This is a genomic window from Gallaecimonas mangrovi (assembly GCF_003367375.1).
GTDB classification, from domain to species: Bacteria; Pseudomonadota; Gammaproteobacteria; order Enterobacterales; family Gallaecimonadaceae; genus Gallaecimonas; species Gallaecimonas mangrovi.
On record NZ_CP031416.1, the window covers coordinates 3232757 to 3247790 of the forward strand.

Genomic DNA, 15034 nt, shown 5'->3' on the forward strand with positions numbered 1-15034 from the left:
TCGGGTGGCCCTGCATCCGGAGCGCTTTAACTTCTACCAGCTGGTACGGCTGCTGCTGCAAGACAAGCAGCTTGACCCCAACCAGCTGGACCAAGTGGTGCGCTTTAAAGCCGCGATGGAAATGGCCTTTCCCGGCCATGAAGTCAGGCAATTGCAGCCCGGCAAGGACCCAAGCTGTGACCCGATGCAACTGGAAACCACCAACCTGGTGCTGGCCGGTTACAACGGCCCTATTCCCGAGGCCATGTTTGAACAACTGCTTGACCAGGCCCGCCAAGGCAATCAAGCGCTGATCCAGTTTTTTGATCTCTTTAATCATCGCCTCAATGTGCTGCGCTATCGCATTAAAAGTGCGCCGCGATTGGGCCTTAATGTGTTGCCCCCCGAAGCCACGCCGGTTGCCATGATGCTCTCGGCCTTAATGGGACTAACCAACACCCAGGCTGACCAGCGTTTACCCCTAAGCCAGCGTAGCCTGTTGGGCCTGGCCGGTTTACTGGCTAACCCGCGCTACAGCGAGCCGGTATTAACCCGCATTTTGGGCCGCTACTTGGGCGCGGACGTTTCCTTGCAGCCGTTATCAGGGGCCTGGCGTAGCCGCCAGGCCCAGCAACTTACCCGGCTTGGCCAAGCCAACGGCAGCCTCGGCCAAAGCTGCCGCCTGGGCCACAAGGCGTGGATGCCAGCAGCCCGGGTGGCACTGGCGGTTGCAGCGATTGGCTACCCACACTATTGCCGGCTGCTACCACGCCAAGACATGCACACCGGCTCCGGTTATCTGCCATTGGTGGCACTGCTGCGCTTTTTGCTTAACCGCCGTCACGATGCCTGGGTGCAATTGCAGTTGGCAGCCGAAACCCGGCCCATGCCCATGTTAACCGCCCGCCCCTGGCAAGCCTTTCCTATACCGCTGCGTTTGCCGCAGCACCGGGCCAGCCAGCGCCCCGGTGGCCGCTATTACGGCAAGCGCCGCCGCCAGAGCCAGCATCAGCAAGGCTATTGGGGGCTGCGCCTTGGCCAAACCGCTTGGCTAAGGGGCAACAACCAGGCCCCGCAATGTCGGTTTTTGGTAGCGGCCTTTGAACAAGGGGAGGTTAATCCATGAACCAGCCACTCAATAGCAGCGACATAGCCTTAATTGACCACCCCAGCCCGGCGCAGTTTCTGCACCTGGCCATCACCCTGGCTAACGGCAAAAAGGTCGGCGACGAAACCTTTCGTCTGGTCAGCATTCAAGGCCAAGAAAGCATCTCTGAGCCCTTTGAGTTTCAGCTGGAGCTGCATGCCAACACCCAAAATGGCTCGCCGCCAGTGCCAAGGCCAACCTTGCTGCACCTCGATTTTAATCAGGTTATCGGCCGGCCCATTACCTTTGCGGTGACCCTGGCGCAGCTGCGCCAGGACGATACGCCGGAGCAAACCGGGCTTGAAGAATCAAGCGCCCGTTTTCAGCAGGCGCTCGATGGCGGTAACAGCGATGGCTTTCGCTGGTTTAACGGCATCATCACCCGCTTTGCCATGGGCGCTCCCGGGGTTTATCACGCCACCATTAAACCCAGCTTGTGGCGGCTAACCCTGGCGAATCATTACCAGGTTCATAAAGGTTTGACCGTGGTGCAGGCCATTGAGGCCATCTTAAACCGCCACCACATTCGCCCGGTAGACACGCAGCGGGTACAGGATTTGGCGGTGAACCGCAGCCAAGACTGGCTGCAGGCCGGAGAAAGTGATTTTGACTTTTTCCAGCGCATGCTCACCAAAGCCTATCTGTATTACTACTTTCGCCATTTTCCAAACCACCACGAATTGGTGCTTTCCAATAGCCCTCACTACCCCGATAAAGCCCGGGAACAACCGCTGCGCTATGCCTATACCGGCAGCGACGCCTTGGGCCTGGAGCAAGAAGATGTCATTGCTGACTACCGCTTTGAACAAAGCTTGAGTGTCGATGCCATTCAGTCGCTGCTGACCGACCAGCAAGCGGCTTGGCAGGTTGATGGTGACCCAAGGCTTAATAACTTTGCCGCCCCCGAACACGCCAAAGAGATGCTGACCCTGTTCCGCCAGCACAAGGTGTTCCAATACGGGTCCAATAAAGACGAAGCCAGTCTCTACCATGCCAAAGCCAGCCTAGCCCGCCAGGCGTCGGCAACGGTACTCAGTGGCAGTAGCTATTGCGCCGCGTTTTGCGCAGGCTTTACCTTCACCATGACCGACCAGCTCAGCGCCGCTAGCTTCGACCCGCTGGTTGCGGCGCAGCGCCCTATCCAGCCGCAGTTTAAAGACCAGGGCTTTGTACTGACCAAGGTGCAGCACCAGGCCAGCATCGACGGCAACTACCAAAACAGCTTTGAAGCCACCGAAGTCGAAGGTCTGGTATCACCCTTTTCAATAGCCGACACCCAGCAAGGCAGCATTCTTGCCACCGTGGTGTCGCACACCGACCCCGACTTTCTGCCTGCCAGCTGGAAATACGGCTTTGCCGGTGACTTTGACGGCGCCACGGCCCCTTACATCTTTGATAACGAAGCGCTGCCTTACCGGCTATTCAACCCGCCAGGGGCCGAAGGGGTATTTGTGCGCTTTGCCACCGACGCCGAGCAGGCGAAACCGACCTGGGTGAAGCTGTCAGCCTTTATGGAAACCACCCCGGAGATTGGCGCCCAGGTGGTGATTGGCCGCTCCAACGACGAATCGGAACTGCCCGAAGTCAGTAACGTCGTGCATAGCGGCGGCTCCATGACGTGCACCCCGTCCGGCTGGCAGGCCCGCACCGACATCGGCAGTAATTTCAGCACCCGGTTTGGCGACGGCATTAACATCGGCTTTGGTCGCGGCATGAATGAGAGCAACGCCAAAAGCGCGTTGAAAAAAGCCATCTCCATTGTCCACACCGCCTATGGCCCCGGCGCTGGCGACAATCAAAACAGCCCCGACCCTAACGCCCCCAAAGGCCTGTTCAAAGACGCCGGTTATAGCCAGGGTGCCAGTTATAGCTTTTCAACCGCCAACAGCTTGGCCAATAGCGCCAGCCAGGATTTAAACAGCACTTACACCGGCCTTGGCCCAACCGCCGATCTGTTGCGCGTTGACGAATCTTTTGGCTCTGGCTTTAGCCGCAGCCAGGGCCAGGTGCAATCGAGCGTGCAAGATTACGGCGTCAGTTACGGCAAAAGCACCTTCGGGCGCACAGAGAACTACGACACCGTTAACGGCAGCGCTTACCGCGAATCGGTCAACAATGGCCCCAGCACCAACATTTCCACCAACAACGGTTTGGTGAAAAACCAGTCCACCATCAATGGCAATTCCGAGTCCACCACCACCCAGACCGGCAACAGTGTTGATAACCGCACCAATATTGGCACCACCACCTCGATTAGCACCACCTTGGGGCTTGCCACCAGTATCAACACGGTATTAAGCCAAATGAATACCAATCTGGTTGGCGCCACTGTTGGCCTCGAGATGACCGGCATGAGTAACAGCACTAGCCTGTCTGGCAAGACATCACAATCAGGTTTAGTAGGGCTCAGCAAGAGCCTCAATGTCAGTGGTGTTTCAAGTAACATCAATGTGAGTGGCGCCACGATGCAGACCAATATCGCCGCTTCCAGCACCAATATTGATATTTCAGCCAATACCAACAGCATTCAAATCCACGGCCCCGGCTTTCAATTCACCAACCAGGCTGAAGAGCCGAAAATCAATATTGAAACCCTCAATATCTCCATTAATTCTGCCTTGGTGATCGTGCTATGAAAGCCATCAAGCCCCTCACCCTTGGCCTGCTCACCCGCCCCTATCGGCAGGCGGGGCAAAACCGCTTGTGTATTGCGGCGTTGGGCTTTTTTAAGCTCGGTGAGCACAGCCCGCGCTTTTTGGATGAAGCCCCAAGCTGGCCCAAGGTACTGAACCAGTTGCCCGCTACCACAGCGCTGGATGAGGTTTATCCCAAACCCCACGGCGAGTTTTTAGTTGCCGCTCAGGCCTACGCACCGGGCGGCAAGGCCGTTACCGAACTTTCCGTCACTGCCAGCCTCGGTAGTGTCAGTAAAACCCTCGCCGTGGTCGGCGACCGAAACTGGTACTACGACCCTTGGTATCGCATTAACGCCCCCACGCCTTTTCGGCAAATGCCGCTGGATTTAAGCCGTGCCTATGGCGGCAAGCGCCTGGCAGAAAACCCTTTAGGTACCGGCCATACCGGTAATCCGCTAGCGGGCTGGGTTGGCCAAAATGAGGGGAAAATGCCTAACTTGCAGTACCCGGACGCGCCTATCCATGGCCACGTATTAGCGCAGAGCGTTGCCAGTTTTGACGCCCTTGACCCAAGCTGGCCGCAGCGGCGCCGCTATGCGGGCACTTATAACGAACAATGGCTACTCAATGACGCGCCGGGTTTGGCCGCCGACCTTAACACGCTGTTTTTCCAGCGAAGCGCCCAAGATCAATGGCAGCAGGGCCCATGGCAAGGCGGCGAAGCCTATCGCCTTGAAAACCTGCACCCACAGCACCCCGTGCTTGTGGGCAACTTGCCCCACTTTAAGGCCCGCGCCTTTGCCAGACAAAAAGCCGACCAGCAGCTTATTGAAGCGGCAATGGCCCTCGACACCGTATGGCTGATGCCGTCAATCAATATGGGGGTAATGGTTTACCACGGCTTTGTGCCTTGCCAAGAGCCGCTGGCCTCTGACCTGGACTTGGCAATGGTGGCTTACGAAACGCCAGCGCAGCCTAAAAGCGTTAAGCACTACCAGCAGGTGGCAACGCTGCGCGCCGACGTCAAAACCGCCGCCCAGCACATTCTTAACGAGTCGCAACTGGCACCGGCCTTGGCTGCCAGCGTATTGGCTGAGCGCCAGCAAAAAAGGCAGGCCGCCGCGCAACAGGCCCTTAGCAAACAGCAAGCGGTGCTGGACGAAATAGACCAAGAAGTGTGGGCCAAAAGTGGCCTTAACAAACCGGCCGACTACCAAGGACCAAAAGCGCAGCCGTCAGCGCTTGATATCGATATTGAGGCCCTTAAAGAAGGCGAGCAGCAGCTTAGCGAGGTGTTAGCCCAGGTTGACGCCATCAGGAATGACGCCAAGGCCAAAGCGGCAGCGCTCAAGCAACAGCAGACTGAAAAAGAACAGGATTTACCGAAGCCAACGCCGCCAACAGCCGAGGAGCTCTACCAAAAACGCCTGGCCCAGGCGGCCACCCCGGCCTGGGATCTGGTTGGCGGCGAAAACCCCGACCACAGCAAACTGAAAAAAATGCTGCAAGATGCCGCCGCCAGCGGCCAAGACTCAGCACCGAGCCCCGAAGACATCGCCAGCATAGCGCAGCAGCTAACCCGGCAAGCCGCAATGCAGCGCCAGGTCAATCGCGTCAAAGTGGCTTCTGATATGGCGCCATTATCGCCAGAGCACGCCCAGCGCCTTGGCACCCAGGTTCGCCAGTGGCTGCAAGGCGGGATCTCGCTTAAAGGCCGTGATTTAAGCGGCGCTGACTTAACAGGTTACTGCTTTGATGGCTTAGATCTGCAGGAAGTCAATTTTGAGCAAGCTAACCTCAGCGGTTGCCGCTTTATCGGTGCCAATCTAAGCGGCGCCGTGTTCTTGGCCAGCAACATCACCGATACCGACTTCACTAAAGCCCAGTTGGCCGAGGCTAATTTCAGCCAAGCCCGCGCCAGTAACAGCCGCTTTGTGGCTGCCAATTTGGCGAGCATCATCGCCATGCACAGCGACTTTAGCGGTGGCGATTTTAGCGGTGCCAATCTTAGCCACAGCTTGTGTAATAACAGCCGCTTTGACCACGCCAACTTCCAGGCCGTAATAGCCGATAAGGCCCAGTTCAATCAGATTCAAGCGGCCGCCAGCCAGTGGCAAGAAAGCCAGCTCGACAGCTGCCTTTTTTATAAAGCCGCGCTCAGCGGCGCGAACTTTTCAAACGCAAAATTGCACCAATGCGTGCTGCTGGACGCCACCCTTGATAGCAGTGTTCTGTGCCACAGCCAGCTCAGCCGCAGTTTGTTCACCGGGGCCAGCGCCAAGGCACTGGACGGCCGCCACTTGCGTGCTAAAGACTGCGGCTTTGGCCAGGTTAACTGGCAGCAAGCCAACCTGGCTTGCGCTTATTTAGCAAAGTGCGACCTGGCCAATGGCGACTTTCAGCAAGCCTGCCTGGACGGCGCCATTTTAACCGGCGCCTTATTGTCAGCGGCCAAGCTGATGCAGGTCAGTGCGGTCAATAGCAACTTTTTGGGCGCCTTGGCCCAAGAGGCTTGTTTTGATAACAGCAACCTCACTGGTGCCTGCTTTTTAAAAGCCTTTTTAAGCGGCGCCCGTTTTCACCACTGCCAGCAACAAAACGCCCAGTTTGACCCAGCCACCCTTCGCCAAATTGTTCATCAGCGGAGGGCGTCATGACCATCAGCGCCGCTATTGCCAAAGCCAAACGCCTGGGCCGGCCACTTGAGCAGCAACAGCTGCCTAAATGGCAGGCGCCGGCTATAGACCTTAGCGATTTGGTGCTGCGTGAATGCCATTTCAGCGGCGCGGTGCTTAGCGGCGCTAACTTAACCGCAAGCAAGTGGCTTAACTGCGACCTGCGCGGCACTAATTTACAAGGCTGCCAATTAACCGGGGCCAGCTTCATTCAGTGCCAAATGGACGCAGCCAATCTATGCCAGCTCGATATCAGCAATTGCCACTTTATTGAATGCAATTTGCAGCAAAGCCACTGGCAGCGAAGCCGCTTTGCCCGTTGTAGCTGGATGCAATCGGCATTAGATAACAGCCAGTGGCAAGGCAGTGTTTTTGAGCGCTGCGCCATTAATGGCGGCACCAGCCAGCACATTGATTTAGCCCATTGCCAGGTGCTGCAGTCGGCCTTTACCCGACTCGATTTAACAAAGGCCAACTTGAGCGGTTTTAGCGCCGATAAAAGCGTTTTTGCCGGTAGCCTTTTGGCCGGGCAAAACCTGGCAGGGCTTGCGTTGCCCCGTTGCAATTTCGACAGTGTCGATTTCGCCAACGCCAACCTCAACGCGGCCAACCTGGCGGGTGCCAACCTGCATGGGGCGCGGCTAACGGCTGCCAACCTTGATGGCATTCATGCCCCACACCTGTTGCTGCTTGATGCCAACCTCAGCCATTGCAGTATCAGACGCGCCCAGCTTGGCAGCGCCATGCTGGTTAAGGCCAACATTTCGCACTGCGACTTTACCGCCAGCCAACTGCGCCAGTCGGCTTGGGACAGAGCCTGCTTATCAACGGTTAACTGCCAAGATGCCGACTTTGGCTTTGCCCGGTTCGAACATTGCCAGGGCGAAAATGTGGATTTTCGCCATTGCCACTTTGACCATGCCCGCCTGCATGGCGCCCAGTTTGCAAACTGCCGCTTTGAAGGCACTTCACTGAAAAAAACCTACCCCACCGACGTGGCGCTTCTGGCCGCGCAGCAACCGTATTTGGAGCAATCATGATGACCCATGCCCTTGAAAGCCCGTCACAAAAAACGCCGCCACCGCTGTGGTACGAAGCGACAGTGAGCATGACCCTAAGCCAGGGCAGTTATGTGCTGGATAACGGTTTTACCGCCCAGCAGGCAGTCAGTTGCCTGGTTTGTCCGCAAGAAGGCGACAAGGTGCTGTGGATGGCCAGTAAAGATGGCCGCCGCTACATCACCCACTTATTGTGGCGGCCGCAAAGCGCCCCGGCGGTGCTGGCCATTCCTGGCAGTAGCGGCATTAAGCTTGCCACCTCGCATTTAGCCCTTCACGCCAGTAAACAGCTGACTATTAGCTCCATGGGCGATGCCGAGCTGTCGGCGCCCACCGGTAACCTCAAGCTGGCGGCGCGAAACCTTACCATCACCGTACTCGACAGCTTGCTGCAACTGGCCAAGCACATTGTTGGCCGCTGCGACAACTGGCTAACCGAAGCCAAGGGCCTTAGCCGGCTGCATGGCCAAGACACGCAAGTGACCGCCGACAAAGACGTCAGGGTCGACGGCGAGCGGATCAGCATGGGCTAAGGAGGCCGACATGTTTGCCAATACCAACCTTGGAGTCATGAATTTGGGCTTCCCCGATGTCTGCCTGACACCGCCTTTTGCGCTGCCCATTCCTTACCCCAACATCGCGCTGTCGCTGACCCACATCCCCTCGCAATTCAAGGTGATTATTGGCGGCGGCTTGGCCGAGAACCTGCTAACCGAAGGCACCGTCAGCCTGGGCGATATGACCGGCGTACAAACCGGCCTTATCTCCCACGAAGTGGCCGGGCAAGACCAGCCGGTGCTGGGCAGTTTTAAGGTGCTCTATGGCACTGCCTTTGCGACCCGGCTAACCAGTATCAACATTCAAAACGGCATCAACAGCATCGGTATCTCTTTGACACCGGCGCAGGTGGTGACCCTGCTTTTAGGATGAAAACAATGACCAAGGTGCTGCGCTGTTTCGTTGTTACGGGCTTGCCGCTGATGCTGCTAAGCGGCTGCTCAACCCTGCTCGGTTGGGTGGGTTTTGGCCCCGACTACGCCGACATCGACACCTTGCAAGTGGTGGCCATGGCCGATGCCAACCAAGATACCGCCGGTAATCCAACTGCTACCCAGCTCGATATCGTGCTGGCGCTAAGCCCCCTGGCCCAGCAGCAGCTGCCCGCCACCGCACCCCAGTGGTTTACCCAGAAAAGAGCCCTGCTTGATAGCTTGCCGCAAGACTTGGCGGTGGTGTCGTTGCAACTGCCGCCCGGCACCAGTATCAAGGCCGTGGCGCTGCCCGATAACGCTGATAAAGCGCTGCAGGTTGTAGCCTACAGCCAGTATTTCGCCCTGGCCGGGCAAAACCGTTTAGACCTGACCCGAGTGCGCAAAGCCAAGCTGGTGCTGCGCAGCCAAGACCTCACTCTTATTAACCTGGATGACTAGGCCGAATTATGGATATTTCAACTTTGTTGCCGGAAGCTGTCGAATGGTCTGAAGGTATGTTGCTGTCACCGCAGCATTTGCAGCAAAACGACATTTACTGGGGTCATCAGTTACGCCACCTCGCCAGCGCCCTGCACCCTTATTACTGGGGGCTGATTAACCTTGAATACGACGAAACGGCGCTGGCCAAGGGGCTGCTGCGCATCACCCAACTGCAGGCCTTAATGCCAGATGGCTTTGTGGTGCAATACCCCGGCCACACCACAGAGCCGTTGCAGCTTAACGTCAATAACCCGGAGCTTTGGCACGACAAACGCCTGCATCTGTATTTGGCAATACCGGTGCGCGAAGAAGGCGCCGCTTCCAGCCAAAGCCGTATTCAACGTTTTGATAGGGTCGCCGGGGCGTTAGAAGCCGACGAATGCCAACTGGAAAGCCGCTTGGAAGTGGGCCGGCTCAGGCCAAGGCTCACCCTGCTTGGCGACAAAACCGTACCGGCCAAATTTGTGGCGCTGCCACTGCTGGCCCTGGAAAAAGACAGCGGCGAGCACTTGCGGGTAGCAGACTACCACCCGCCAATGCTGCGCTTTGCGGCCTGCCACTTTATGGACCCAAAGCAGCAATTGCCGCAGCGCCTAAGCGCCATCACCAAAAACATGCGCAGCAAAATACGCGACTTAGTGGGCGGGCGGCGACTTAACGAAAACCCCAACCAATTAAACACCGAGGCACGGGTACAACTGTTTGTTGCCCGGCACTTGGCGGCGCTGCTGCCGTCGCTGGAATTACAGCTGCAATCTGGCATGGCCCACCCTTACAACCTTTACATCAAGCTGGCAGAACTGGCAGGCCACCTCGCCGCCATTGGCACCAACCCGTCACCACCGGTGGTGGACCAATACAACCATGACGACCTTCTGCCAGGCTTTAACGCCCTAATCAGCTTTATTGAGCAGCGGCTGAACCTGATTCATGCCCAGTTTGAAGCCATGCTCTTTGAGCACCATGCCGCCAGCCTCTTTAGCCGCGCCCTGTCAGACGAGCTGCTAACAGACCGCCTGTTAATCGAAATTCGTCCCAAACCCGGGCAAACCGAAAGCCAGCTCAAGGAATGGGTAAGCCAAGCCCGTGTCGCCAGCGAGGCGTTAATGCCACTGCTGGAGCAGCGGCGCCTACCCGGTTGCAAGCTGCGCCAGGTTAACCCTCGCCAATACACCGGCCTGAACCTGGCCGAAGGGGCGCTATTGTACGAGTTGGAAAACCAAACCATTGAGCAGCAAGGCCAGGAGCAAAACATGATTTTGGCCAGCAGCCCACTGGTTATTCAGGGGCCGCAACAGCAAAGCGCCCCCAGAGACATCGTGCTGCACCGCGATTTAGGTGGCGACAACGGCAAGGAGCAACACGGCGATGCCTAAGGTCACCTGGACCGGCCACGAACTGGTGACCGGTTTTACCGACTTTTATCAGGAAGTGGCGCTTATAAAAGAAGCCATTGCCGTGGGGCGTTTGTCGCTGCTGCTGGACCAAAATACCCACAGCGCCCAGGACCAGGCGGCGCAGGTTAGCGCTCGCCTGGCAGAACTGCTGCAGCGCCAATTGCTGTCAATGAAGGCCGACGCCACCCGCGAGGCCCGCCGCCTCTATGACATGGCCCATTACGCCATGGCGGCCCTGGCCGACGAAATTTTTATTCTGGAATTGCAGTGGGACGGCCAGCAGTACTGGACCAACTATCTGCTGGAATACAACTTGTTTAAGCGCCGCCAGTCCGGAAGCCAGTTTTTCGAGTTAATCGACTGGCTGTTACGCCAGCGCCAAAACGACTCGCACCTGATGGAACTGGCCGCCATTTATTTGCTGGCGCTGCAATTAGGTTTTAAAGGCCAGTACCGGGGCAGCCGTGGCCAAATCACCCTGGCCGCCTACCGCCGCAAATTAATGCACTTTATCAATACCCGCGGCTTTAACAGCGACCAGGGGCTACCGATGTTCCCCATGGCGTACCAGTACACCCTTTGCAACAGAGACGACCGCCGCCTGGCCCCCTTGCGCCCTTGGCTGTTAACAGCACTGGGCTTAGGCGTGCTTTATCTGGTGCTCTCAAGCGGTGTCTGGATTGAGTTAACCGATCCGATAAATGCCTTACTTAATACCTGGCTCAGTGCCCCGGGAGATTACTGATGATGGCCGTCATTAAAGGGGTATTGGCGTCTTTTCAGCTGTGGCAGTGGTTGCTGCTGGCCTTTGCCATGGTGTTGCTGGTGCTGCTGGTCTGGCTGCTGCTTAGAGCCAGAAAAAACCGCCGCTTGCGCAAGCTGCCGGACGAAAAACCGCCGCTGCCCAAGCGCTGGCTGCAAAGCGTAACCGATGCGCTTCGCTATATCACCACCCGCCAGGCCTGGCGCTACCAGCACCAGTGGGTATTGCTGCTTGGGGAACTGGGGGCTGGAAAATCGAGCTTGGCGGCGTCCATTGAAGCCACCGACAGAGAAGCCAACTTACTGCAAAGTCACCAGCAAAAGCCGCGCCAATGGCAGCATTTAAAAGGCCTTAACACCATTGCCGACGGGGTGGTGCTTAACCGCGACGGCATTATTATTGACCCGCCCGGAGAGCTGGCCAACGCCGCCAGCGACAGCAAACAAGCCCAGCAATGGCAACAATTGCTAGACGCCATTAATACCGAACGGCCGGAACGGCCCCTTGATGCCGTGGTGCTCACCCTGAGCGCCGTCTCCTTGCAGCACAAAACCCCGGAGCAGTTAACGGCCCTTGCCGACAATCTTTACCTGCAGCTTTGGCAGCTACAAAAACGCTTTGAGTTTGTGCTGCCGCTGTATGTGGTGATAAGCCACTGCGACAGCTTAGAGGGCTACGATGCCTACTGGCAGCAACTGGACCCGGCCCGTCGCCAAGAAATGTGGGGCTGGTCGAACGATGCCCTAAACGACCAGGAAACCGTGCCGGTGCTGGTTGCCAGCGTCTTTGAAGAGGTGATGACCAGCCTTCGCCAGCACCAGATCCAGGCGGCGGCCCGCCATGAAAACATCGACAACGCCGACGATTTCTTCCTGTTTCCGCGCCGGGTTTTAGGCCTGGCAGAGCCCCTTATCAAGGTGCTCGAACAACTCTTTCGCCCCAGCACCTTTATGGTCAATAACTACCTGCGCGGCATCTACTTCACCGGCAGCCTGCAAGCCAAGCAAAACCCGCAACAAGGTGCCACCCATCAGGTGGATTTTGTGCGCCAGCTCTTTACCGACAAAATTTTCAAGGAAAAACGGCTGGCCCGGCCGCTTCGACAAAGTATTTGGTCGCGCAACCGGGTTATTCGCAACCTGCAATATGGCCTGATCGCCGCCACCTTAGTCTCTGCGGGGGTGCTGGGCTATCAGTCGCTGAATCTGGATAAACAGGTCAGCCACATGAACAACACCCTGGAAACGGTCAACCTGGTGAACCACTTGCAAGTCACCAACGCCGGTTGCATTAACCAAAGCGATATTTTCAGGGTGATAGACAGCATTGGCGATGTACCGGCGTCTTTTCACTCGGTGGTGATCCCCATCTCCTACGTGGACTCACGCATGCTGGAAAAAGCCAGCGCCTGGCTTGCCAACAAAAGCCTGAGCAATATCGTAATGACCGGCATGCACTGCGAACTGGTTAAAAAAATCAAGGAGTTGAAAGCACGGCCCAGCCACATCAATGACCCTTTAATGACCAGCACCTCGCTGACTAACGATCGCACCTTGCTGCTCAATTACCTTGACCAAGTCAACGCCCTGGAAGACGCCGTCGAAGGCTTTAATTACATCTCTAAAACCGCGTCAAATGGCGATACCGGCCGCCAGGTCAAAGCCTTTGAAGATTTGCTGCACTATCTTTATGGCCGCGCGGTGCCGGAATCGGTGCGTCAAAGCAACAGCATCTACAGCAGCGCTGTCACCAAAGTGTCTTACGCCAAGCCCTTACTGCTCGACAAACCGTATAAGGACATGATCAGCAGCAACTTGGCGATCATGGCAAGCCACTACCACCAGCAACTGTTAGACAGGGTCGATTTTGGTACCGACCTCATCGCCAAACTGCAAAACCAGCAAGGGGATATTCCCGACGAAATTGTCGCGCTAAAAGACTGGATCAACTGGATGCGCACCAGCTGGCTGGGCAACGACGCCAAGCACAATCCTTGCGCCGACATGGCCCGCGACTTAGACGACAAACTGCGCCCGCTTTATCGCGACCATGGATATGAAGTGAGCCTGGAGAAGCAAGTTGACCAGTTTGCCTCCGACCAGTGCTACGACAAGGTTATGGCCCAACTCGGTGCCTTTAAGCTGGCCCCTTATGGCAACGTATTTTCCCCCACCTTATCTGGCGGCTACACCTTAAACCCGAAGTTGCTACCGGAAATGGGCGGCGTATCGGCACTCGCAGAATTACCACTGATGCATGTTCCCGCCAGCCAAGGCTTTAGCTGCCAGGCCGCCACCGAAAGCTGGAACATTGAGCAGCTGGCCCAAGCCGAACGCTTTATCGAGCAATATCAAACCTTTGCGCAAAGTCAGAAAGCCGACACCAGCCAGCCACTGCCGCTGTATTTGCAGCTGGCACGCCAGCATCTTAGCGGTTTACTGGCCGCCACCTTGGCCGATGCCCAGCAGTTACCTGCCCCACAAGACAGCAACAATATTGGCGTGGAAAGTCAGCTGGCCAGCGCTGCTGCCAACTTTACCAAAGCGCAAGATAAGCTCAGTAAGCTTCGCCAACAAATGGCCAGCATCGGCGATGCAAAAGGTGCCAGCGAGCTTAATAGTTGCGTACAAGGCTACAGCACTAACATGCTCAGAAAGCTGAGTTTACTCACCGAAAACAGCCGCCTTTACAGCCCGCAGGCCACCGCGGCTAACGCCGACCCACAAACCAAAATCTACCGCCTAGGCAGCAGCAGCGACGTTAAAGACTACCTGGCCCGTCAGCGCCAGCGCGTCATGGTGTTGGCCAGCTACGCCCAGCCCTTTATTCAATACCTAAGCCAGAACCCGGCCACCATCAGCACCACCGCCTTACCAGCCAACGCCACTGCCGCTTATTGGCAGGGCACATCGGCGCAGCTCAAAGCCTACCAAGACGCCGTGCCCGACGCCGACGTAGCAAGCCTGGACGATTTTATCGGCAAAACCCTGGCCCCCATGGACTACCAAAACTGTGGCCAGCTTCTGCAAAGCCAGGCTGCTCTGCCCGATGGCAATAACCTCTTTGCCCAGCAAGGTCAGCAACTGGCAACCCAAACCCAGTGGCGCTGTGACGACCGCCGCGACGCCGATGCCTACAGCCAATACCGGGAACTGGCAACGCGCTTTAACAGCCAACTCGCGGGCCGCTACCCCTTTGCAGGTACCGACGCACCTGACGCCGACCCCGCCACCGTTAAAGCCTTTTTCACAGATTACCTCGCTGAAAAAGCCAGCTTAGCCGCTGCCATTGCCGGCTTACCCGAAAGCCACTGGCAAACCATTCGCGCCTTTTTGGCCAAGCTGGATGCCGCCGCCGCCTTTTTCGGGCCGGTGCTAACGGGCAATCAAAGCTTGGCGCTGGCCGTTAGCGTCGATTTTAATGCCCTGCCCAAAAACAGTAGCGGCAGCGATCAACTTATTGCCTGGCAATTGGCCACCCCAGCCAACAGTGCCCGTTTCCCCGGCGGCCCGCAGCAACTGCCCTGGGCATTGGGCCAAAGCCTGACCCTAACCCTGAGCTGGGCTAACCAGTCGCCCTGGCAGCCACGAATTGACCCAGCCCAAGCGCAGTTAACCACCACCGGCCAAAGCGCCCGCTTCACGCAAACGGGCAATTGGGCACTGCTCAAACTGATTGAAACCCACAAACCGCTGGCCGTGAGCGCCACTGATCCGTTAAACGCCAGCCGTTATTACCTGGCCTTTAAGGTGCCGGTTATCGACGGCAACAATCCTCCGAACAATGCCAGTGCCCTGCTCTACATGGCACTGGGGCTCGGGGTTACCGACAGTAAAACCCAGGTCAAGCAACCCTTGGTGTTGCCCAAAGATTGGCCTGTTAGCGCACCTGTGTATTGGTGAAGGAT

The 15034-nt window shown here is 57.1% G+C and carries 10 protein-coding genes; all 10 read left to right on the forward strand.

The genetic code is table 11. The annotated features are described in order from the left end of the window. Positions 1 to 4: 4 nt before the first annotated feature. From tssG to DW350_RS15470, 10 genes are read left to right on the forward strand one after another with little or no spacing between them, the layout of a single operon-like run. Positions 5 to 1105: a type VI secretion system baseplate subunit TssG gene (gene tssG, locus DW350_RS15425; protein WP_192954710.1), complete on the forward strand. Its 1101-nt coding sequence runs from the start codon at positions 5 to 7 to the stop codon at positions 1103 to 1105. Next, positions 1102 to 3762 (forward strand): contractile injection system protein, VgrG/Pvc8 family, encoded by a 2661-nt coding sequence (locus DW350_RS15430; protein ID WP_115719791.1) that lies wholly within the window; start codon positions 1102 to 1104, stop codon positions 3760 to 3762. The genes tssG and DW350_RS15430 overlap by 4 nt, the downstream gene beginning before the upstream one ends. Further along, positions 3759 to 6419 (forward strand): DUF2169 family type VI secretion system accessory protein, encoded by a 2661-nt coding sequence (locus tag DW350_RS15435; RefSeq protein ID WP_115719792.1) that lies wholly within the window; start codon positions 3759 to 3761, stop codon positions 6417 to 6419. Before DW350_RS15430 ends, DW350_RS15435 begins: the two co-directional genes overlap by 4 nt. Next, positions 6416 to 7477: a pentapeptide repeat-containing protein gene (locus DW350_RS15440; protein WP_115719793.1), complete on the forward strand. Its 1062-nt coding sequence runs from the start codon at positions 6416 to 6418 to the stop codon at positions 7475 to 7477. Before DW350_RS15435 ends, DW350_RS15440 begins: the two co-directional genes overlap by 4 nt. Continuing rightward, entirely contained in the window at positions 7474 to 8028 is a 555-nt protein-coding gene (locus DW350_RS15445) for a DUF3540 domain-containing protein (protein WP_115719794.1), read from the forward strand. Before DW350_RS15440 ends, DW350_RS15445 begins: the two co-directional genes overlap by 4 nt. Positions 8029 to 8038: 10 nt before the next feature. Continuing rightward, positions 8039 to 8425, forward strand: coding sequence for a DUF4150 domain-containing protein (locus DW350_RS15450; RefSeq protein WP_115719795.1), 387 nt, complete (start codon positions 8039 to 8041; stop codon positions 8423 to 8425). A 5-nt stretch (positions 8426 to 8430) separates the two neighbouring features. Next, positions 8431 to 8925, forward strand: a complete 495-nt coding sequence (locus DW350_RS15455) for a hypothetical protein (protein ID WP_115719796.1) — start codon at positions 8431 to 8433, stop codon at positions 8923 to 8925. An 8-nt stretch (positions 8926 to 8933) separates the two neighbouring features. Next, the gene (tssK, locus tag DW350_RS15460; protein ID WP_115719797.1) at positions 8934 to 10343 is read left to right on the forward strand and encodes a type VI secretion system baseplate subunit TssK; all 1410 of its coding nucleotides are present in this window, start codon (positions 8934 to 8936) and stop codon (positions 10341 to 10343) included. Beyond that, entirely contained in the window at positions 10336 to 11109 is a 774-nt protein-coding gene (locus tag DW350_RS15465) for a DotU family type IV/VI secretion system protein (RefSeq protein WP_115719798.1), read from the forward strand. The genes tssK and DW350_RS15465 overlap by 8 nt, the downstream gene beginning before the upstream one ends. Continuing rightward, a complete protein-coding gene (locus tag DW350_RS15470) occupies positions 11109 to 15029 on the forward strand; it encodes a type VI secretion system protein (RefSeq protein ID WP_115719799.1) in 3921 nt (1306 codons plus the stop codon). Before DW350_RS15465 ends, DW350_RS15470 begins: the two co-directional genes overlap by 1 nt. Positions 15030 to 15034 lie beyond the last annotated feature (5 nt).